The 21,889-nt window shown below is 30.1% G+C and carries 19 protein-coding genes; 8 read left to right on the top strand and 11 right to left on the bottom strand.

Annotated elements, in window-relative coordinates; translation table 11 throughout:
* Positions 1-210 precede the first annotated feature (210 nt).
* The 3 genes from SHK09_RS11505 (at position 211) to SHK09_RS11495 (ending at position 5,227) form a co-directional block, all read left to right on the top strand.
* Entirely contained in the window at positions 211-2,445 is a 2,235-nt protein-coding gene (locus tag SHK09_RS11505) for a polyribonucleotide nucleotidyltransferase (protein ID WP_319810930.1), read from the top strand.
* Positions 2,446-2,548: 103 nt separating this feature from the next.
* Positions 2,549-3,673, top strand: a complete 1,125-nt coding sequence (gene folK / locus SHK09_RS11500) for a 2-amino-4-hydroxy-6-hydroxymethyldihydropteridine diphosphokinase (protein ID WP_319810929.1) — start codon at positions 2,549-2,551, stop codon at positions 3,671-3,673.
* Between the two features lie 72 nt (positions 3,674-3,745).
* Positions 3,746-5,227 carry an OmpA family protein gene (locus SHK09_RS11495; RefSeq protein ID WP_319810928.1) on the top strand — a complete coding sequence of 494 codons (1,482 nt, stop codon included), beginning with the start codon at positions 3,746-3,748 and terminating at the stop codon, positions 5,225-5,227.
* A gap of 170 nt (positions 5,228-5,397) precedes the next feature.
* Here the strand turns inward: SHK09_RS11495 and gldC are convergent, their stop codons facing one another.
* Positions 5,398-5,733 (bottom strand): gliding motility protein GldC, encoded by a 336-nt coding sequence (gene gldC, locus SHK09_RS11490; protein ID WP_319810927.1) that lies wholly within the window; start codon positions 5,731-5,733, stop codon positions 5,398-5,400.
* Positions 5,733-6,692, bottom strand: a complete 960-nt coding sequence (gldB, locus tag SHK09_RS11485; protein WP_319810926.1) for a gliding motility lipoprotein GldB — start codon at positions 6,690-6,692, stop codon at positions 5,733-5,735. Before gldB ends, gldC begins: the two co-directional genes overlap by 1 nt.
* 59 nt (positions 6,693-6,751) lie before the next feature.
* On the opposite strand from gldB, the gene nadE reads away from it, so the two are divergent.
* Complete coding sequence (nadE, locus tag SHK09_RS11480; protein ID WP_319810925.1) at positions 6,752-7,540, top strand: NAD(+) synthase; 789 nt, start codon at positions 6,752-6,754, stop codon at positions 7,538-7,540.
* 60 nt (positions 7,541-7,600) lie between these two features.
* Here the strand turns inward: nadE and SHK09_RS11475 are convergent, their stop codons facing one another.
* The 6 genes from SHK09_RS11475 to SHK09_RS11450 all read right to left on the bottom strand — a co-directional run bounded on the left by SHK09_RS11475 (position 7,601) and on the right by SHK09_RS11450 (position 14,040).
* Positions 7,601-7,732 carry a hypothetical protein gene (locus SHK09_RS11475; RefSeq protein WP_319810924.1) on the bottom strand — a complete coding sequence of 44 codons (132 nt, stop codon included), beginning with the start codon at positions 7,730-7,732 and terminating at the stop codon, positions 7,601-7,603.
* 101 nt (positions 7,733-7,833) lie between these two features.
* Positions 7,834-9,837: a DNA primase gene (gene dnaG / locus SHK09_RS11470; protein WP_319810923.1), complete on the bottom strand. Its 2,004-nt coding sequence runs from the start codon at positions 9,835-9,837 to the stop codon at positions 7,834-7,836.
* Between the two features lie 139 nt (positions 9,838-9,976).
* Positions 9,977-11,215 (bottom strand): ATP-dependent Clp protease ATP-binding subunit ClpX, encoded by a 1,239-nt coding sequence (gene clpX / locus SHK09_RS11465; protein WP_319810922.1) that lies wholly within the window; start codon positions 11,213-11,215, stop codon positions 9,977-9,979.
* A gap of 108 nt (positions 11,216-11,323) precedes the next feature.
* Positions 11,324-11,986, bottom strand: coding sequence for an ATP-dependent Clp endopeptidase proteolytic subunit ClpP (clpP, locus tag SHK09_RS11460; RefSeq protein ID WP_319810921.1), 663 nt, complete (start codon positions 11,984-11,986; stop codon positions 11,324-11,326).
* Positions 11,987-12,152: 166 nt separating this feature from the next.
* Positions 12,153-13,475: a trigger factor gene (gene tig, locus SHK09_RS11455; RefSeq protein WP_319810920.1), complete on the bottom strand. Its 1,323-nt coding sequence runs from the start codon at positions 13,473-13,475 to the stop codon at positions 12,153-12,155.
* A gap of 211 nt (positions 13,476-13,686) precedes the next feature.
* Complete coding sequence (locus tag SHK09_RS11450; RefSeq protein ID WP_319810919.1) at positions 13,687-14,040, bottom strand: phage holin family protein; 354 nt, start codon at positions 14,038-14,040, stop codon at positions 13,687-13,689.
* 76 nt (positions 14,041-14,116) lie between these two features.
* Between SHK09_RS11450 and SHK09_RS11445 the strand changes: the two genes are divergently transcribed.
* Together SHK09_RS11445 and SHK09_RS11440 are read left to right on the top strand one after the other, a co-directional pair.
* Complete coding sequence (locus tag SHK09_RS11445) at positions 14,117-15,064, top strand: DUF2971 domain-containing protein (protein ID WP_319810918.1); 948 nt, start codon at positions 14,117-14,119, stop codon at positions 15,062-15,064.
* A gap of 199 nt (positions 15,065-15,263) precedes the next feature.
* Positions 15,264-15,926, top strand: a complete 663-nt coding sequence (locus SHK09_RS11440; RefSeq protein WP_319810917.1) for a hypothetical protein — start codon at positions 15,264-15,266, stop codon at positions 15,924-15,926.
* 410 nt (positions 15,927-16,336) lie between these two features.
* Here SHK09_RS11440 and SHK09_RS11435 read toward each other — a convergent pair whose 3' ends face one another.
* The 3 genes from SHK09_RS11435 to SHK09_RS11425 are packed head-to-tail and all read right to left on the bottom strand — an operon-like array spanning position 16,337 to position 19,934.
* Positions 16,337-18,145 (bottom strand): lysophospholipid acyltransferase family protein, encoded by a 1,809-nt coding sequence (locus tag SHK09_RS11435; protein ID WP_319810916.1) that lies wholly within the window; start codon positions 18,143-18,145, stop codon positions 16,337-16,339.
* Between the two features lie 53 nt (positions 18,146-18,198).
* Positions 18,199-19,452: an aspartate kinase gene (locus SHK09_RS11430; protein ID WP_319810915.1), complete on the bottom strand. Its 1,254-nt coding sequence runs from the start codon at positions 19,450-19,452 to the stop codon at positions 18,199-18,201.
* A 2-nt stretch (positions 19,453-19,454) separates the two neighbouring features.
* Positions 19,455-19,934, bottom strand: a complete 480-nt coding sequence (locus SHK09_RS11425; RefSeq protein ID WP_319810914.1) for a GNAT family N-acetyltransferase — start codon at positions 19,932-19,934, stop codon at positions 19,455-19,457.
* Positions 19,935-20,147: 213 nt separating this feature from the next.
* Here SHK09_RS11425 and fbp point away from each other — a divergent pair, with 213 nt between their 5' ends.
* A complete protein-coding gene (fbp, locus tag SHK09_RS11420; RefSeq protein ID WP_319810913.1) occupies positions 20,148-21,158 on the top strand; it encodes a class 1 fructose-bisphosphatase in 1,011 nt (336 codons plus the stop codon).
* 111 nt (positions 21,159-21,269) lie between these two features.
* Entirely contained in the window at positions 21,270-21,878 is a 609-nt protein-coding gene (locus SHK09_RS11415) for a superoxide dismutase (protein WP_319810912.1), read from the top strand.
* The last annotated feature ends 11 nt before the right edge of the window (positions 21,879-21,889 follow it).

Here is a 21,889-nt window from a genome sequence, read left to right as displayed (position 1 = left end):
TTTTTTATTTAAAAAACTATCGAAGCTTGCTTCAAAATAATAAATTGATTTGTGCGAAAGCAAGAATCTAAAGTTTAAAAGTCTGATTTTAACAGCATCAGCAAACAATATAAAAGGTCAGGGTTACCAACAATAATTCTGTATTTCCATTGTAACAACAGACAACAACACAACAACAACAAACAAATTAAAAATTTAGAATTAAAATTTATGATTCCAAAAGTATTTAGAGAGGTTATAGACCTTGGAGATGGAAGAACCATCTCACTTGAAACCGGTAAATTAGCGAAACAAGCGCACGGTTCAGTTGTTGTTCAAATGGGAAAAGCTATGTTATTATGTACTGTAGTATCTAGCTACAAGGCAGGAACAGTAGATTTTTTACCATTAACAGTAGATTATAGAGAAAAATTTGCTGCTGCAGGTAGATATCCTGGTGGTTTCTTTAAAAGAGAAGCAAGACCAAGTGATGGTGAAGTATTAACTATGCGTTTAGTGGATAGAGTTTTACGTCCATTATTTCCAAAAGATTACCATTCTGAAGTACAGGTAATGATTCAATTAATGTCTCATGATGAAGATGTTATGCCAGACGCATTAGCAGGTTTAGCAGCGTCAGCAGCAATTCAATTATCAGATTTCCCATTCGAATGTCCTATTTCTGAAGCACGTGTTGGAAGAATAAACGGAGAATTTGTAATAAACCCAAATAGAGCACAATTAGCAGAGTCTGACATCGATATGATGATTGGAGCTTCTGCAGATTCTGTAATGATGGTTGAAGGTGAAATGGATGAGATTTCTGAAGAAGAAATGGCAGATGCAATTAAGTTTGCTCATGAAGCTATTAAAATTCAGTGTGCTGCTCAAGTACGTTTAGCTGAAGCTTTTGGTAAGAAAGAAACAAGAGAATACCAAGGAGAAAGAGAAGATGAAGAATTAGCTGTAAAAATAAATGATTTTTGTTACGACAAATTTTATGCAATTGCTAAAAAAGGAACTTCTAAAGTAGAACGTACAAATGCATTTGCAGATGTAAAAGAAGAATTAAAAGCTACTTTTACAGAAGAAGAATTAGCAGACTACGATGAGTTAATTGGAAAATATTTTAATAAATCTCAAAAAGCTGCTGTTAGAGAATTAACATTAGCAGAAGGTTTACGTTTAGACGGTAGAAAGACAGACGAAATTAGACCAATCTGGTGTGAAGTAGATTATTTACCATCTGTACATGGTTCTTCTATTTTTACTCGTGGAGAAACACAAGCGTTAGCAACAGTAACTCTAGGAACATCTAGAGATGCAATGAAAATAGATATGCCATCTTACGAAGGTGAAGAAAATTTCTATTTACATTATAACTTCCCTCCTTTTTGTACAGGTGAAGCGAGACCATTAAGAGGAACTTCTAGAAGAGAAGTTGGTCATGGTAACTTAGCACAACGTGGTTTAAAAGGAATGATTCCTGCAGATTGCCCTTATACAGTAAGAGTAGTTTCTGAAGTTTTAGAATCTAACGGTTCTTCTTCTATGGCAACTGTTTGTGCTGGTACAATGGCATTAATGGATGCTGGTGTGCAAATGAAAAGACCAGTTTCTGGTATTGCAATGGGATTAATTTCTGACGGAGATCGTTACGCAGTTTTATCTGATATTTTAGGTGATGAAGATCACTTAGGAGATATGGATTTTAAAGTAACTGGTACTTCTGAAGGAATTACTGCTTGTCAAATGGATATTAAAGTAAAAGGATTAGGTTACGAAATTTTAGTGAATGCACTAAAACAGGCTCGCGATGGTCGTTTACATATTTTAGGTAAAATAACAGATACAATTGCTAGTGCAAACGTAGAAGTTAAAGAACATGCTCCTAAAATGATTAACAGACGTATTCCTAATGACATGATTGGTGCATTTATTGGACCAGGTGGAAAACATATTCAAGAATTACAGAAAGAAACAGGAACTACAATTGTAATTACTGAAGACGCTGTAACTGAAGAAGGAATTATAGAAATCTTAGGAACTGACCCAGAAGGAATTGAAAAAGTAATTACTCGTATCGAGTCTATGCTATTCAAACCAGTTGTAGGTAGCGCTTATGAAGTTAAAGTAATTAAAATGTTAGATTTTGGTGCTGTTGTAGAATATGCAGAGGCTCCAGGAAATGAAGTTTTATTACACGTATCTGAATTAGCATGGGAAAGAACAGAAAACGTTACCGATGTTGTTAACATGGGAGATGTTTTTGATGTAAAATACTTTGGTTTAGACCCAAGAACTCGTAAAGAAAAAGTTTCTAGAAAGGCATTGTTACCAAAACCAGAAGGTTATGTAGCAAGACCACCAAGAGATGATAAACGTTCTGGTGGACGTGATAACAGAAGCAGAGATAACCGCGGACGTGATGACAGAAAACCAAGAGAACCAAGAAAAGAAGAATAAGTTCTTTTCTTTTAGATATTTAAAAATCGCCAATTAATTTTGGCGATTTTTTTTTGTTTAAAACCCAATTATCTAAATGCTTTTATTTTCTTTGTAACTCTATATGAAAATACAACACACTACATATTTATCTTTAGGAACAAACCAAGGAAATAAACTTGAAAACCTACAAAATGCTTTAAATTTAATTGGAGAAAAAGTAGGTGCTATTAAAAAAATCTCTTCAATATATAAAACAGCGGCCTGGGGTTTTAATGGAAATGATTTTTACAATATCTGTATTCACGTTTCTACACACTTACCTTCAGATCTATTATTAAATACTGTTTTGTCAATTGAAAAAGAACTAGGAAGAAAAAGAACAGATCAAGAAGGATATCAAAATAGAAATATAGATATTGATGTTTTATTATTTAATAATGATATTATTTTATCTAAAACACTAATTGTTCCACATCCAAAAATGTTAGAACGAAAGTTTGTAATGATTCCTTTAGTTGAAATCGCTGCAAACATAATTCATCCAATAGAGAAAAAGGAATTAAATATTTGTCTACAAAATTGCAATGATAGTTCAGATGTAATTAAGATTGATGAGCAATTAACAAGACCACTAGAAATATCAGAGAAGTATAATTATATTGCTATTGAAGGAAATATTGGTGCTGGTAAAACATCTTTAGCAAATTTAATATCAGAACAATTTAATGCTAAATTAGTTTTAGAACGTTTTGCAGACAATCCTTTTTTACCTAAATTTTATGAGGATAAAGAACGATATGCATTTCCTTTAGAAATGAGTTTTTTAGCAGATCGTTACCAACAATTAAGTGATGATTTAGCTCAATTCGATTTATTTAAAAACTTCATTGTTTCAGATTATTATATTTTTAAATCTTTAATATTTGCTCAAGTAACACTTTCTAATGATGAATACTTGTTGTACCGAAAAATGTTCAACTTAATTTATAAAGAAATCACAAAGCCAGATTTGTATGTTTATTTATATCAAAATACAGATCGTTTATTAGAAAACATTAAAAAAAGAGGCAGAATTTACGAACAAAACATTGAATCTGAATACCTTAAAAAAATTCACGATGGTTACAAAAGCTTTATTGAGACCCAGAACGACTTAAATTTATTGGTTATAGATGTCTCTGAAATGGACTTTGTAAACAACAAAATAGACTATAATTTTATAATCAATAAAATAAAGTATAATTAAAAAAAAAATTATATTTTTGCAGAACCCAAGATTCCCCCCAAATTTTTTAAATAAACTATATATATAAACCTGATGAGGAGAATTTTTTTAATTGCAATTTTAAGTTGTTTTAGTACAACTGCAATATTTAGTCAATTTACTACAGACGAAATAACATACGGAAACAGAATCGATTTAGAGAATTCTAACAGTTGGGCTGTTGGAGCCGGTTTTAGTAACTTTATTATGCATGGAGATTTACGCTCTATTGGTACAGGTGATGATACTAATTACTTTAATTTTGGAGGATACATATATGTAGACAAAATGTTTAACCCATTATTAGGGTTAGAATTAAAAGCTACTTATAGTCAAATTTCTGGTGGAGCTCAATACTTTAACAACTCTAACCTTTACTACAACATACAGTATGCAGAGAGTGTAACCGATTTAAACAACACAAACTTTAAAGGTAGAGCTTACGGAGCAGAACTAAATTTAATTTTTAGTTTCTCTAACTTATACCAAACTAAAGCTTCTAAATGGCATGCAGCTGGTTACTTTGGTGTTGGTTATCACCAATACAATTCTGCTCTTTATGAGTATAAGAATGGAGACAACATAAAAATAGATGATGCTGATTTTGGTAGAAACCCAGATAGAAACAGTGTTAACGAGGCTAGTTCTATTTATTTATCTGCTCAATTAGGTATTAAAAGAAGACTTAATAAACGTGTAGACTTAGAGTTTAGAACAGGTATGTACTTTAATTATGAAGATCATTTAGATGCTGCAATTTCTAGAAAACAAGATTGGGAAACATTTTTTGTTACAAGTATAGGTGCAACTGTAAAACTTGGTAAAAAGAAAGTATTTACTATTTGGGGAGATGAAAACGGAGGAAACGATAAATTTAAAATTACAGATACCGATAATGACGGTGTAATGGATGAATTAGATACTGAACCAAATACTCCTGCAGGAGTTATGGTATACGGTAACGGTAAAGCGGTAGATTCAGATAAAGATGGTTTACCAGATTATAAAGATAAATGTCCTTTAGAATACGGTCCTATAACAAACGACGGTTGTCCGTTAAATATAGATTCTGATGGTGATGGTATAATGGATGGTAAAGATTTATGTCCTAACACAAAAGGTCCTGTTGAAAACAGAGGATGTCCTCAGCAAGAATTAGTAACAAATACAACTACAATTAATCAACAAATTGGGTTGTTAGCTGCTAGTATCTACTTTGACACAAATAGTGATAGAATTCAGTCTATATCTCTTATTACTATTGATAAAATTGTTACGCTAATGAAACAAGTACCAAAAGTTAAATTTGTTATTGAAGGTCATACAGATGATAGAAATAGCGATAAATATAACATGTACTTATCTCAGAGAAGAGCAAATGCTGTTAGAAAATACATGATTAATCAATCTGTAGACAATGCAAGACTTGAAGCAAAAGGTTTTGGAGAGTCTAGACCTAAGTTCTCTAACCTAAATGCTGGTGGAAGACAATTAAACAGAAGGGTAGAAATAAAACCTGCAGATTCTATTGACTAATAAGAATAATTATAAATAAATAAAAAGAGGATAACTGAAAAGTTATCCTCTTTTTATTTACCTCTATTTTCTATTTCTTTCTATAAAACTTAAATCTATTTTACTTCTATAAAAAAAGGCCGTTAACAAATTAATGCAAACGACCTTTAAATAACTTATTGTAAATAAATCTATTTCTTTAATTCTAATTTTTCTGCAAAATATTCACAAAAATCACGCATTGTTGCTCCCATTTTTTGATCATCTGTTGCACGTTCAAAAGTTTCTGCCATAGACACTAATGTTTGATGATAAAATTGCTTCATCTCATCTACAGGCATGTCTTTTGTCCACAAATCCATACGTAAAGTATCTTTCTTCTTATGATCCCAAACAGAAATCATAATTGCCTTAGATTCTTCATTATCTATACCACCATCTTTGGCCGTCCAAGAAATTTCTTCTGGCACTTTATTTTCGTCTAAACCTATTTTAAACTTAATTTCTGAGTTATGTTTTACTGACATTATTTTCTGGGTTTATATTTCGATTTTTTATATAAATCTAGTTCATTAATTTTTAATAATTCTTGCAAAGATACATCATTATGTTGCATATAAGAACGTACAATTTGCCAACCAACCCAAACACCAACTCTTCCTGGTGATAAGTTATCATGTTCCATATAAAACTTAGAAAAAGGCGCAGGTTCTAAAAAACGTTTATTCAAATTGGTATCTGTACTAAATAGTATTTTCTTCTCTATAAAATAACTCCAAATTTGCTCTTCATTAGAAATTATCCAGTTATACTTATCTAATTCATATCCAATTTTTTCTTTATCAGATACGGTTGGTAAATAACTATCTAATAAGTACATTTTTTTTCCTTCATGTATCATCTTCCCCACAAAACTTCTGTCTTTAGAGTTTTTAACTTGTTTGTTAATAATAGCTTCTGCAACTGCTACGGCAATATGATCTTTTGTATTATTTTCTTTAATATACTTAGGATAATCTGAATAAAATGGATGCTTTTTACCTAAAAAGACATCCAAAGAAATTATTAATAAACTGTCTGCATAAATTACTCTACTATCATAATCTATATTAGTTAACATGTTAACAACGTTGGGTGCCGTAAAATTTGGATTGTAATATTTAACATGTTTAAAAAGTGATGCCAATTCTTTTTTAACAGAATCAAAGCTTTTGTAAACCTTCTGAGTCTCTAAAAATAATTCCTGTTCGTCTTTATTGTTTATTTTCGACAATGAAATACTATCTGTTACTCCTATTGGAAAAAAGTAAGGATATTTTCTTTTTAAGTCTTGTAAATTATCTGTTTCTGATGTATAAAAATCTACATCGAACCTCTTCACTTTAAAATCTACATTAATATTAGAAACATCTACTTTGCCTATCTCATCTGTATTACATGCACAAAAACTGAATAAAACCGCTAAAATCACTAGAAAAAATCTCATAAACGTTGTATATTGCTATTAGAATTACAAACGATAAAAATACTAAAATAGTTTCTCTAATGAATACAGAAAAAGTAGCAACTCATATTATTTCTTGGTTAAAGGATTATGCAGAAAATGCAAAAGTAAAAGGTTTTGTTGTTGGTGTATCTGGCGGAATAGATTCTGCATTAACATCTACACTTTGTGCAAAAACTGGTTTCCCTACATTATGTGTAGAAATGCCAATTCACCAAGCAGAAAGTCAAGTTACTAGAGCAGAAGAACATATTAAGCAGTTGAAAGAAAATTTTAGTAATGTTTCTGAAGTTAGAGTGAATTTAACTTCAACTTTTGAAGATTTTAAAAACGTAGTTCCAAAAGCAGAATCTTCTGCAAAGGTAGATTTGTCTTTAGCAAACACAAGAGCTAGATTGCGCATGACAACATTATACTACTTTGCAGGTTTACACAGTTCTTTAGTTGCAGGAACAGGTAATAAAGTAGAAGATTTTGGTGTTGGTTTTTACACAAAATATGGTGATGGTGGTGTAGATTTAAGTCCGATTGCAGACTTAATGAAATCTGAAGTTTATGAATTAGCAGCGTATTTAAAAGTACCAAATTCAATACAAAAAGCGCAACCAACAGATGGCTTGTTTGGAGATAGTAGAACAGACGAAGATCAAATTGGTGCTTCTTATGACGAATTAGAATGGGCAATGAAGCAACAAAACGAAGGAAAAAACGAACATGATTTTTCTGGAAGAGAGCAAGAAGTTTTTAAAATATACGAAAGGCTAAATAGAATTAACCAGCATAAAATGGTTGCGATACCTGTCTGTGAAATTCCTGAAGAATTAAAATAGCATAAAAAATCCCGTAAATTAATTTACGGGATTTTTTTATATAATTATTGATACAAACCTTTACAATATATTGGCTGCAATCATCATTTTTTTAATTCTCATATAAGCTCTTCTCTTAGAACCGTTTGAAATTTCGAAAGGTAATAAAACAAATAACTGCACTATTTTTAGTAAACGTAAAATTCTTTTCATAATCTGAGGTTTTTTCTTTAGCACGTGCAATATACAAAAAAACGTCTCGTATAAACTTAAATTTATATAGGGAAAACACCTAATTTTACATTTTAATAACTTTAGACAACTCTATTTAACTTTTCGAAAAGCCTTATTTTAAGGCCTGTATAACCTTTTATAGTCTCTAAATCGATAACACCTTCATCTGTAACTTCTTTAACCAACTCTTCAATTTTCTTACCAATTAATACTCTTCTAAGATTAAAAACAGCATCACTTACTAGCTTTGGTAAAATTTCTAATGCAGTCTTTACTTCAATATTTTGTCCTTCCCAATCACTTAATTGATGCTTTTCTTCATCCATTAAAATAGAAGTAACGGTACTAGAAATATCTGTGTTTTTATGATTTACTAAAGTATCTATTTCTAATTTTTGCGATTGATTTAATTGATGAATAATTTCTGTATAAATTTCTTGAAAAATAATGTTTGTAAACTCTGTTTCATCATCTTGTAAGTGTACATAAATTTCTGAAGAAACTATATTGTTGTATTTTCTTGAAGTTACCTCTACTCGCCCATCTTCGTCTTCATTTTCTATTTCCTCTACAAATTCTGTTTCTTCGTTACCAAACAACAATAGAATTCTAATAATTTCTTTTTCTAAAATAGAAATTTGATCTATTTTTTCTACGGAAGGCCCACCTTTTACAACTCCCATTTTAGCTTGTTCCTGTTCCATAAAATATTCTGATGGAGGCTCATTAGGATCTTGCTGTTGTCTATTTTGTTGTTTACTTATTTTACTTTTTTCATGCTCTCCTTTCTTTATAATTTGAGCTAACTCACTAAACAAAACACGCTCAGAAACTTCCATAATTCTAGCACACTCTTGTACGTAAACTTCACGCTGAATACCATCTGGAATTTTAGAAATACTAACAACTATATCTCTAATTACACCTGCTTTTTTTATGGGATCGTTATTAGAATCTTTTAATAAAAGTGAAACTTTAAAACTTATAAAATCTTGTGCAGAATCTTCTAAATATTTTTTTAATTCTTCTCTAGAGTGTGATTTTGCAAAACTATCTGGATCTTCACCATCTGGAAACTGAACTACTTTTACGTTCATTCCTTGTTCTAGAATAATATCGATTCCTCTAATAGAAGCTCTCATACCAGCGGCATCACCATCAAAAAGTACTGTAATATTTTTAGTAAGTCTGTTTATTAACCTAATTTGATCTGATGACAATGCGGTACCAGAAGAAGCAACTACATTTTCTACACCAGATTGATAAAATGAAATTACATCTGTATAACCTTCTACTAAATAACAATTATCTTGTCTTGCTATTTCTTTTTTTGCCTGAAAAAGGCCATATAGAATTTTACTTTTATGATAGATATCGCTTTCAGGAGAATTTAAATACTTCGCTGCTTTTTTATCTGCAGTTAAAATTCTACCACCAAAACCTAAAATTCTACCAGACATAGAGTGTATTGGAAACATTACACGTCCTTTAAACCTATCGAATTGTCTATTATCTTTAACAATAGATACACCTGTTGAAGCTAAGTATTTTAAATCGTACCCTTTTGCCAAAGCTGCATTTGTAAAAGCGTCCCACTCATCTAAACAATACCCTAATTCGAATGTTTTTATAGTATCGTCTGTAAAACCACGCTCTTTAAAATAAGAAAGTCCTATTGCTTTTCCTTTATTAGTATTTAGCATTAAGTCATGAAAATAGTCTTTTGCAAATGTAGAAACCATAAACATGCTTTCTCTTTCGTTCATTTGCTCTTTTTCTTCACTAGACTGTTCTGTTTCTTCAATTTCTATATTGTACTTCTTAGCCAACCATTTTATGGCTTCTGGGTATGTATAGTGCTCGTGTTCCATTAAAAATGAAATAGCATTTCCTCCTTTTCCTGTAGAGAAATCTTTCCAAATTTGTTTTACAGGAGACACCACAAAAGAGGGTGATTTTTCATCTACAAACGGACTTAACCCTTTAAAGTTACTTCCTGCTTTTTTAAGTTGAACAAATTCACCAATAACCTCTTCTACTCTTGCAGTTTCAAAAACTCTGTCTATTGTACTTCTTGATATCATTTAGTGGCTTATTGGTAAAGGGATAACAAATATAAGAATTAGATATTTCTAATGATTTGCATTTTAATAAAATAAATAAAACCTCACTAATTAAATTAGTGAGGTTTTTATAGTCTTAAACTGTAATTTTATAAACTAACTAAGAAGCTGCACTTAATTTCTTTAATGCAGTGTTGGTTAATTTTGCTTCTGCGTATTCTTTAGTTACATTAAATGTTTTCTCATCCGAACTTGGTAGATCAAACATTGCACCTGTAAAAATAGCTTCACATAAAGAACGCAAACCTCTGGCTCCTAATTTATATTCAACTGCTTTTTCTACGATATAATTTAAAGCCTCTTCTTCGATGCTAAAATCTACATCATCCATTGTAAACAACTTAGAATACTGCTTAATAATAGCATTTTTTGGCTCTGTTAAAATTGCTCTTAACGTTTTTGCATCTAAAGGATTCATGTAGCTTAAAACTGGTAAACGTCCAATAATCTCTGGTATTAAACCAAATGCTTTTAAATCTGATGGGATAATGTATTGTAACAAGTTTTCTTCATCTACTTTATCATCATCTAATGAAGCGCCAAAACCTACAGCTTGCATATTTAAACGCTTACTTATAAACCTTTCTATACCAGAAAATGCACCACCAGCAATAAATAAAATCTCTTTTGTATCTACTTCTATAAATTTTTGCTCAGGATGTTTTCTTCCACCTTTAGGTGCAACATTTACAACTGTCCCTTCCAATAATTTTAATAAAGCTTGCTGTACTCCTTCACCAGAAACATCTCTTGTTATTGATGGGTTATCACCTTTTCTAGCGATTTTATCTATTTCATCAATAAAAATAATACCTCTTTGTGCTTTTTCTACATCATAATCTGCAGCTTGCAACAACTTACTTAAAATACTTTCTACATCTTCACCAACATACCCTGCTTGTGTTAAAACAGTTGCATCTACTATTGCAAAAGGTACATTTAGCATTTTTGCAATTGTTTTTGCAACTAAAGTTTTCCCTGTTCCTGTTTCTCCAACCAAAACAATGTTCGATTTTTCTATCTCTACCTCATCTTCATCATCTTTTGTTTGTAATAACCTTTTGTAGTGATTATAAACAGCAACAGACATGGCTCTTTTAGTTTCTACTTGACCAATAATATATTGATCTAAGAATTCTTTTATTTCTTTCGGCTTTTTAAGCGTTAAGTCTTTAGATAACCCATTTGTTTTTGTTTCAGAAACTTCTTCTTCGACAATACCGTGGGCTTGTTCTATACATTTATCGCAAATATGAGCATCCATCCCTGCGATTAGCAAGTCGGTTTCTGCTTTTTTTCGTCCGCAAAACGAACATTCTAAATTTTCTTCTTTCGACATTTTATTTCTCTTTTCGCTTTTAGCTATTTGCTTTTGGCACTTAGCTGTATGCTTTTAAAATATATCTTCTGCTAATGGGTAATGGTAAAGTACAAGAGCTTTAAAAAATTACTTTTTTCTTGCTAAAACTTCGTCAATCATTCCGTAAGCTTTTGCTTCGTCTGCTTTCATCCAATAATCTCTATCAGAATCTGCTTTTACTTTATCAAATGTTTGTCCAGAATGGTCTGAAATAATATCATATAGTTCCGTTTTTAACTTCCCTATTTCTTTAACCGTAATCTCCATATCAGACGCTTGTCCTTGTGCACCTCCCATTGGTTGGTGAATCATAATACGAGAATGTGGTAATGCAGAACGTTTTCCTTTTGCACCTGCACACATTAAAACAGCTCCCATAGAGGCTGCCATACCTGTACAAATTGTTGCTACATCTGGTTTTATAAACTGCATTGTATCGTAAATACCTAAACCTGCATATACTCCTCCTCCTGGTGAATTTATGTAAATTGAAATATCTTTATTAGCATCTACACTTTCTAAAAATAATAACTGCGCTTGAATTACATTGGCTACTTGGTCGTTAACTCCTGTACCTAAAAAGATAATTCTATCCATCATTAAACGAGAGAAAACATCCATTTGTGTAATGTTCATCTGACGTTCTTCCATGATATAAGGCGTTAAACTACTTGTAATTTTACCTAAATATGTACTATTTATTCCTTGGTGCTTTGTTGCGTATTTTTCGAACTCTTTTCCGTAATCCATTTTCGTGATTCTTTTAATATTTGTTTTGTAAATATAAGAACTATTTCTTACTCTTTTGTTTCAGTTTGTCGGTAAAAAAACCTGAATCTAACAATTCAGGTTTTTTATTTTTATACCTCTTTACATCATTTGAACAACAATGTGAGGTTCTAAAAATAGTCTAAAACTATTTGTAAACTTCTTTTGTAAACTCTTCGTAAGAAAGTTCTTTTGTTTTAAAGCTCATGTTCTCTTTATAAAAAGCTAGTAACTTCTGGCTAATTAATTGAGATTGTAATTTCTGAGCTTCTTCTTGATTTTGTAAGACTCTACCTGCAATTTCATCCAACTCTTTTTCTTCTGGATTCATGTTACCAAATTGAGCCATTTGCGTGCGGATAAATCCTTTTGCATACTCAACTAATTCTTTATAGTCTAATTTAATATCGTTTTCCTTCATAATCTTTCCTTCGATTAATTGGTAACGTAAACCTTTTTCAGATCTAGAAAATTCTGCTTCTGCTTCTTCTGCAGTTAATGGTTTTTCTCCTGCAGTACCTAACCATTTCTTTAAGAAACTAGTAGGTAAATCAAACTTAGTACTTTCTACTAAATGTTCTGTTACAGCATTTAATAACTGCTGGTCTCCTTGTTGTTTGAATTGTTTTTCTGCGTCTTCTTTAATTTTTGCTCTTAATTCTTCTGTAGTAGAAACGCTACCATCTGCAAATAATTTATCGAACAATTCTTTGTCTAAATCTGCTGGTTCTGTTTTTGTAATTTCTTCTATAGTAAAAGAAACAGTAATATCTAAGTCATGAATTTCATCATGAGAAACTCCTAAAAGATGCTCTAATCTATGGTCATCTTCAAATAATTTCTTAGTATCTAGCTCAATTACATCTCCTACTTTAGCTCCTATAACTTTCTTTTCGTTCTTCTTTCCTTTAAGATCGTTTACTAAAAAAGTTCCTTTTTTGTTAATTTCTTTTTCTTCGTTAACAAAAGTACCAGTTACATTAGAATGTTCTGTTGCTTCTTCTAAAGGAGAAACTTTACCAAAACGAAGTTGAATGTTTTTAACCTCTTCGTCTAATAAATCTTCTTTAGCAATAATATTATATTCTACTACTTTATTTTTAGATTTTAAATCTACATCAAATTGAGGTGCTAAACCTAATTCGAATTCGAAAGAAAGCGTTTCTGCATCCCAATTAAAATCTTCTTGAACTCTAGGTAAAGGATTTCCTAAAAGCTCTAATTTTTCTTTTTGTAAGAATGTATTTAAAGATTCTTGTAAAAGCTTATTCACTTCTTCCATTAAAATAGATCTACCGTGCTGCTTTTTAATCATACCCATTGGTACTTGTCCTTTTCTAAAACCAGGAACATCTGCTTTTTTACGGCGTTCTGTTAATAGTGCAGTTACTTTTGGTTGATAGTCTTCTGCTACAATATCTACTTTTACAACTGCGTTTAACGCATCTATGTTTTCTTTTGTAATATTCATTTCTTGTCTATTATGCTTTAAAAAAATCGAATGTAAAATTAATTAAAAATATGATACTTAACAAGCATTTAAAAGATTCTGTTTCTACAGAAAATCTTATAAAAATAAAGCTATATTCTTACTAATTAGACTGATTTTCATTATTATACTTATATTATTTTAATTTTCTTTATTGAATAAATGTAACTTTAAAAATAAATAAAATTACTTTTTAGTTAATTCTCTTATCTTCTTTTAGTAACGAAAATAATGCCGATCTAAAAATAGATAACAATATGCTAAAAAACAACGCTGCAAAGAAACCTGATACTGCAAAACCATCTATTAACTTATCTGCCAGAAGTATTATAATTGCATTTATTACAAAAATAAATAAGCCAAATGTAACTATAGTTGCTGGCAACGTAAAGAAGATTAATAAAGGTCTAACAATCATATTTAACAATGCAATTACTACTGCAACTACAATTGCAGATACATAACCATCTACCGAGATACCAGGTAAAACATTGGCTAATACAATTACCGCTACTGCAGTTAGTAAGATTTTTAAAAATGTTTTCATTTGTTTAATTTTAATACAGACAACTAAAAGCGAAAACTATACCAAATGAAAAAGACTGCAACTTTGTCATGTTATAATGAAAGTATTATCTGTTTCTAAATTTAGATATAACTATATATTTAATATTATTACTTTTACTGATAAGTTAGCTGTAATTCCTGCAAATCTCAAAATGAACGAATTGAAAATTGAACCATATTATAATCAACCTAAGGAAGATTCTTTTTTATACAGATATTTAACAATTGATAAACTTTTAGATTTGTTATTAAGTGAAAGGATTTCTCTTGTTAGACTTAATATGTTTAATGATAAACTAGAAGGTAGTTCATTAAAACATCTACTTTTAAATCATATTAGTGAACTCACTAAAAAAAACATGCAAAGTCTAGGAGGAACTTTTGGAAGTATTTCTCTAACAGTTAATCCTACAGAAAGGAATAAACATAGTCGTCAAAGGGAAGTTTTTCAGGCCACAAACTATGCAAGTTGTTGGTATATTAACAATTATGAATCAGTAGCAATGTGGCAATTATATTCAAAATCGGATAGTGTTGCTATAAAAATTCCTTACAAAGTTTTAAACAACGAATTATTAAATGGGAATTTTGAAATCAATAGTAAATATGATAAATTAAAATTTGGAGCAATTTCTTATCATAGATTTAAAAATATTGAAAATTTAGAGGAAGCAAAAATTAGAACTGACGCTCAAGGGTTTATTAAAGATTCTAGTTTTGAGCATGAACGAGAATTTCGAATAATGATTGAAAATAAAGATTCTGAAAAAAAATATTTAGAAAATCGAGGTATATTATTGGACGAAGATGTAGTTAAAATAAATACTTCTAATGAAATAAAAGTAAAACACTTAAGACTAAATAACTTTAAGGAATTACCTTTTGAAATTATTTTTCATCCTGAATGTCAAAAATGGCATAAAAAAAATATTGAAAAAATAATTAAACAGTTCAATATAAAATTCAATGTTATTGATTCTGAATTAACGAATACATTTAAATAAAACTACATATAATACCGTATAAACTTTATTGCTTCTTTTAGCTCACTTGAGAAATTCCTTTGAAATTTAACCGTTCGTGTTTTATTTACTAAAATCAATGCTTAAACAACGCAACAAAGCTGATACAACTAAGTTAGCAAACATAAAAATGGAATACAAATTTAGAACAATTTCAATTTTTTATTTTATAACCATACTTTTGACCTTAATTCTTGCTATTGGAATTACGGGAATGAAATTAGTTGGAATAATGGAATCTATTCCTGCTTTTTTATTTATAATTTTAACGTTTATAATATCTTATTTAGTTGCTTCTAGATTAACATTCGGAAAAGCACAAATTACATTATCAAATAAGAAAGTGGAATTCTTGTGGGTTGAGAAACCAATTTTGACAATGCAAAAAAATGAATCTGTTAACATAGAAGATATTGAAAGTTGGAAATATAGAACTGAATTTCAATATAGTTATTTTAAGATTTACAATCCTTCAGAAGTTATTACTGTGATGAGACTTCCAAATTGGAATCCTGAAAAAGATGAATTTGAAAATTTCCTATTTACATTTAAAAAAAGAATTGAAAATCTGAACAAAAAGAGAAAAAGAAGAACTAAAAATCTGAATGGAAATAAAATTAAAGACACAAAAAATGAATTAATAATAGACAGAGAACAAAAACATTATAAATCTAATATTGGAAAAATATTGTTTTTTATTTACATAATTTCTGGAGTTTTAGGAATTAAATATGTCTACGACAACTGGAATACAGGAAATGCAAATATTGGAATAATAATATTCGGAATTTTAGGCTGCCTTTTTTATATCAGTAAATATAGAAATTTAGGAAATAATAAATAACGTTTGCAAACACCGTGAATTAAAAATTGATAAATTAGTACTTAAATAAAAGTAGTTTCTTAATTCTTTTTGAAAAAGACTACTTTAGAAACCTAAACAGGCTAACAATCTTCTATTAATACTAATAAAAAGCAACGATCTTTTAAGAAATCAAATTAGAGAAAACAACCAAAAAAAAATATAATTCATAAGAGATTCCTAAAAATTCTTTTTAATAATATTGATTTTAACAAAAGGCAACACCTAATTAATTTCTTTTTAAGGTAAAAAAAAGTAATAAGAAAACCTAGCTTTTATAAATAAGCACGCGTTAGGGATTGCAGAGGAAAGCCCACAAGGAGGAACGACTGAGGACTTGAAACGAAAAGCCCGACCCTTTTTAGGGTAACGCCCAAAACACATTAAATCTCTTATTTATTCTTTTGTAATTCCGTAGCTTTTCTTTCTAATTCTGCCTGAAACTCTTCCATAACTGGTTTTACAGTACTATCTGGTATGTCTGCAACTTTAATATACATTAAACCATCTACGGCATTATTAAATTTAGGATCTACATTAAAGGCAACCAAACGTGCGTTTTGCTTAACGTACTTTTTAATTAAAACAGGTATTCTTAAGGCTCCTGGTTCTATTTCATCTATAATTTTATCGAACTTTTGCATGTCTGCTTTTGTTGCATCGAATACAAAATCTTTGTCACCATCTTTTAATTTTACCTTAAATTCTTTCTTAGGATGAATGTATTGTGCAATATATGGGTCGTAATAATGAGATTTCATAAACTCGATCATTAAAGATTTTGAGAAATCTGAAAATTGATTACTTATAGAAACACCGCCCATTAAATATTTATATTCTGGGTAACGTAAGGTAACGTGTACAATTCCTTTCCATAATAAAAACAAAGGCATTGGTTTCTGTTGATATTCTCCAATAATAAAAGCTCTACCCATTTCTATGGTATTGCTCATCATTTGGTGTAATTCTGGTTCAACTCTAAACAAGGTTTGAACATAAAAACCGTTGATACCGTATTTTTTATAGATCTCTTTTCCAAGTCCCATTCGATACGCTCCTGCTAAGCAACCTGCTTCTCTATCCCACAATAATAAATGATGATAGTATTTATCGAACTTATCTAAATCGATCTCTTTATTGGTTCCTTCACCAACATCTCTAAAAGTAATTTCTCTTAATCGACCAATTTCATGTAATAAATTAGGAATCTCTTTTGCACTTGCAAAAAACACTTCGTAATTTTTACTTTCTAATAATCTACCTTCTTTTTCTCTTAAAGAATTTATTTCTTTTACAAATAAATCTGGACTTCTTTGAAGTGTTATTTTTTTAACCTTTTTTTTAATTTTAATATTTTCTCTAGAAATTAACTTATGTGCTTTCTCAAAAGGATTTGCCAACATATAGGTTTTCTTTCTAATAAACTCATAAAAAGCAGGTATGTCTTTATACTCGTCTTGGTCTTTTACAGAAATAGGCTTCCCTATTCTAACTTTAATAACTCTACCGCCTTGAGACATTACCTCAGATGGTAATTTTGCGGTTCTTAAAGTATCAGATATTTTAGACAGAAAATAGAATAATCTACTGTTTTTAGCATGAAAATAGATAGGAATTACAGGTACATTTGCTTTTTTAATTAATCTTACAGCACCTTCTTCCCAAGGTTTATCTACATTTAATTTACCGTCTTTATAAGTAGAAACTTCACCTGCAGGAAAAATACCCAAAGGCTTGCCTTCTCTTAAGTGTAATAGTGCACTTTTAATTCCTGCAACACTCGATTTTGCGTCCTTTCTTGTTTCAAAAGGATTTACCGGCATTACATAAGGCTTTAAAGGAGCTACTCTGTGTAATAAAAAGTTGGCAATTATTTTATAATCTGCTCTTTTCTCAATTAGTAATTTTAACAACAAAACACCATCTATTCCTCCTAAAGGATGATTAGATACAGTAATAAACGGGCCTTCTTTAGGAATTCTTTTTAGATCTTCTTTAGGAATTTCGAATTTGATTTTACAATCATCCAAAATTCCGTTTAAAAAGTCTAAATCCGATTTATTTTTATTTTTTTCGTAAATTTTATTGATAGATGATATACGAAGTGCTCTTAAAAGAACCCAACCAACAAAAGTTCCTAAAAACCCAAACTTCTGTAAACCAATTACTTGTGCTATTTCTTTAGATGTTACTAATGCCATAAATTACGATTAGACGTAAATGCAAATGTACAAAAAAAACAAATATCGGAATGCTAATTTGCTGCTAAAACTATTTGAATCGTTTCCTTATTCACTTGCGTTAATAGTGAGGCTCCTTTTTCTTCAATACTAGCAACAGCTTTATCATCGAAATGACGCACCGTAAATAAATCTACTTCTTTTTGAACATCTATTTTAAACTCCTTTTTTAATTCATTGTAAAAGGCTTCAAAATTACCAAACTTATCATCGATACAAACAGAAAAGCTTAAAGCAGAATTCTGAATAAGATTTACCTTTAATTGATAATCATGTAATTTTTGAAAAATATAACTGATGTTGTTTTCTACCATAAAAGAGAAATCTAGTGCAGAAATAGAAACTAAAATCTGATTTTTCTTAACTATAAAACAAGGAATATAAGGTACCAATCTTGTGCCTTGTGTTACTCTTGTACCAGTCTCTTTAGGATTAATAAAAGAACGAACCAATAACGGAATTCCTTTTCTTTCTAAAGGTTGTAATGTTTTTGGGTGAATTACAGAAGCACCATAAAAAGCCATTTCAATTGCTTCTTCGTAAGAAATTTGCTCTAACAAAGTAGTTTCTTCAAAAACACGAGGATCTGCATTTAAAACTCCGGGTACATCTTTCCAAATAGTTACATTTTCTGCATCTAAACAATATGCAAAAATACCAGCCGTATAGTCTGAACCTTCTCTACCTAAAGTAGTTGTGTTTTCTGTATCATTTGCCGCAATAAAACCTTGTGTAATATTTAATTTTGAAGCATCTATTTTATTGGTAATAATATCTTGAGTCAAATCCCAGTCTACCTTTGCATCTCTATAATTACTATCTGTTTTAATATAATTTCTAACATCAAACCAATTATTTTCTACACCAATCTTAGTTAAATAAGCGCTTACTATTTTTGTTGATAAAAGCTCTCCAAAACATATAATTTGATCGTAAACATAATTATATCTCTGCGATGTATTTCTAGCTAAAAACCAACTTAATTCTCCTAAAAGGATATCAATTTCTTTATAAATTGCATCTTCTTTATCAAACAAACCAGACATAAGGCTTTTATGAAAATCTTCTATAACACCTAGTTTTTCAGATAATTTATCTGTTTTATTATAATAAGCATCTATTACCTCTTCGAAAGCATTAGTTATTTTACCCATTGCAGATATTACAACTACCGTGTTTTCTGTGCCTTCACTTTGTAAAATGTTTGTAACATTTTTTACACTTGCTGCATCTTTTACAGATGCTCCACCAAACTTAAAAATCTTCATTTTTAATTATTTTGAATAAATTTCGCTAAATTTTCTTTGTTCATTTGCACTACAGACCAATCATTTAAATACGTTGCTCCCGTACTTTTATAAAAATCAATTGCATTAGAATTCCAATCAATTACTTCCCAAGCAACTCTATTAAAATTATTATCATGTGCGTATTTTAATACTGCAGAATACAAGGCTTTACCCGCACCTATTTTCTGTTTACTCTTCGTTACAATTAAATCTTCTAAATGAATCGCACGTCCTTTCCAAGTAGAAAAACGCTCGTAAAACAATGCAATACCTATAATATTATTTTCTTGCTCTGCTACAAAAACTTTAAACTTAGGTTTATCAGAAAAACCATCTCTTATCAAATCTTCTACCGTAATTTCAACAGCTTCTGGTTCTTTCTCAAAAATAGCCAATTCTGTAATTAAATTAAAAACAGATTGCATGTCTTTCTCCTCTCCTAATCTTACTTTAAAATCCATATTGATTTAATTTTAGCCAAAGATAGTTTTTTTGATTTCGCTTAAAAATAATTGAATATTTTACACAGTTATTTTTGATTTGTTTAAATTTAAAGACAAGTAAATTATCTTATTGACAATAATTTAGAGTTATTTTTATGAAAAAAACGATTACGAAATCGGTGTAGTACAAGAAATTTTAGCATCTTTGTAAGACAAACTATACACAACATTATGTTATCTAAGAAACAAACTTTAGGCGAATTTATTATTGAAAACCAACATTCTTTTAAATACAGTTCTGGTGAATTATCTAGTTTACTAAACTCTATAAGATTAGCAGCAAAAGTAGTAAATCATGAAGTAAACAAAGCTGGTTTAGTAGATATTATAGGTGCTTATGGCGATACAAATATTCAAGGTGAAGATCAACAAAAATTAGATGTTTACGCAAATGACAAATTTATTCAAACACTAACAAAAAGAAATATTGTTTGTGGTATTGCAAGTGAAGAAGAAGATAGTTTTATCTCGATTAACAGTCAAGATGAAAATCATCAAAACAAATACGTTGTTCTTATAGACCCTTTAGATGGTTCTTCTAATATTGATGTAAATGTTTCTGTTGGAACAATTTTTTCTATTTACAGAAGAATTACACCCGTTGGAACTCCTGTACAATTAGAAGATTTTTTACAAAAAGGAAGTGAACAAGTTGCTGCCGGTTATGTTGTTTATGGTACATCTACAATGTTAGTTTACACCACCGGAGACGGTGTTAACGGTTTTACTTTAAACCCTGCAATTGGTACATTTTACTTGTCGCACCCAAACATGACTTTCCCTGAAGATGGTAGCATTTACTCTGTAAATGAAGGAAATTACTTCGATTTTCCTGAAGGAATAAAAAAATACATAAAATACTGTCAAGAGGAAGAAGGAGACAGACCTTATACAAGTAGGTATATTGGTTCTTTAGTTTCAGATTTTCATAGAAATATGATTAAAGGTGGAATCTACTTATACCCAAAAGGCTCTAGAAACCCCGACGGAAAATTACGTTTATTATACGAATGTAATCCTATAGCTTACATTGCAGAACAAGCAAATGGTAAATCTTCTGATGGTTATACAAGAACTATGGATGTTCAACCAACAGAATTACACCAAAGAGTTCCTTTTGTTTGTGGAAGCAAAAACATGGTAAATAAGGTAGAAGAGTTTATGCAAAAGTTTGGTGAATAAATCTTTTTTATACTATTATAAGTTAACTAGACCTTAATATTTTGTAAAACTGCATCATATTGAGTAAATTTACATCATCAATAATTATACGAACTTTAAAAACATAAAAAAATGGCTTTTAAATTACCAGAATTAGGTTATGCATATGATGCATTAGAACCAAATATAGATGCTAGAACTATGGAAATTCACCATAGTAAACATCACAACGGATATACAACAAAATTAAACGGAGCAATTGAAGGGACTGAATTAGAAGGAAAATCTATTGAAGATATTTTAGCTAATTTAGACATGAGCAATGGTGCTGTAAGAAATAATGGTGGTGGTTTTTACAATCATTCATTATTCTGGACAGTATTAAACCCAAATGGTAGAGGAAATTTATCTGGTGAATTAAAAGACGCTATTGAAGCTGCCTTTGGTTCTAAAGAGGCTTTTATAGAAGCTTTTTCTAAAGCTGCTGCAACTCAGTTTGGTTCTGGTTGGGCTTGGTTATGTGTTTTACCTGGTGGTAAAGTAGAGGTTTGTTCTACTCCAAACCAAGATAACCCATTAATGCCTGGTGTAACTTGTGGCGGAACTCCAATCTTAGGATTAGATGTTTGGGAACATGCTTATTACTTAAACTACCAAAACAGAAGACCAGATTATATTGATGCTTTCTTTAAAGTAATTAACTGGAACGAAGTTGAGAAAAGATATGCTGACGCCAAATAAGTATTAAACTA

The sequence above is a fragment of the Polaribacter sp. PL03 genome, from assembly GCF_033875165.1.
In the GTDB taxonomy this organism is placed as follows: domain Bacteria; phylum Bacteroidota; class Bacteroidia; order Flavobacteriales; family Flavobacteriaceae; genus Polaribacter.
Note: the sequence above shows the minus strand (reverse complement) of the source record. Positions and strands in the feature narration are given on the sequence as shown.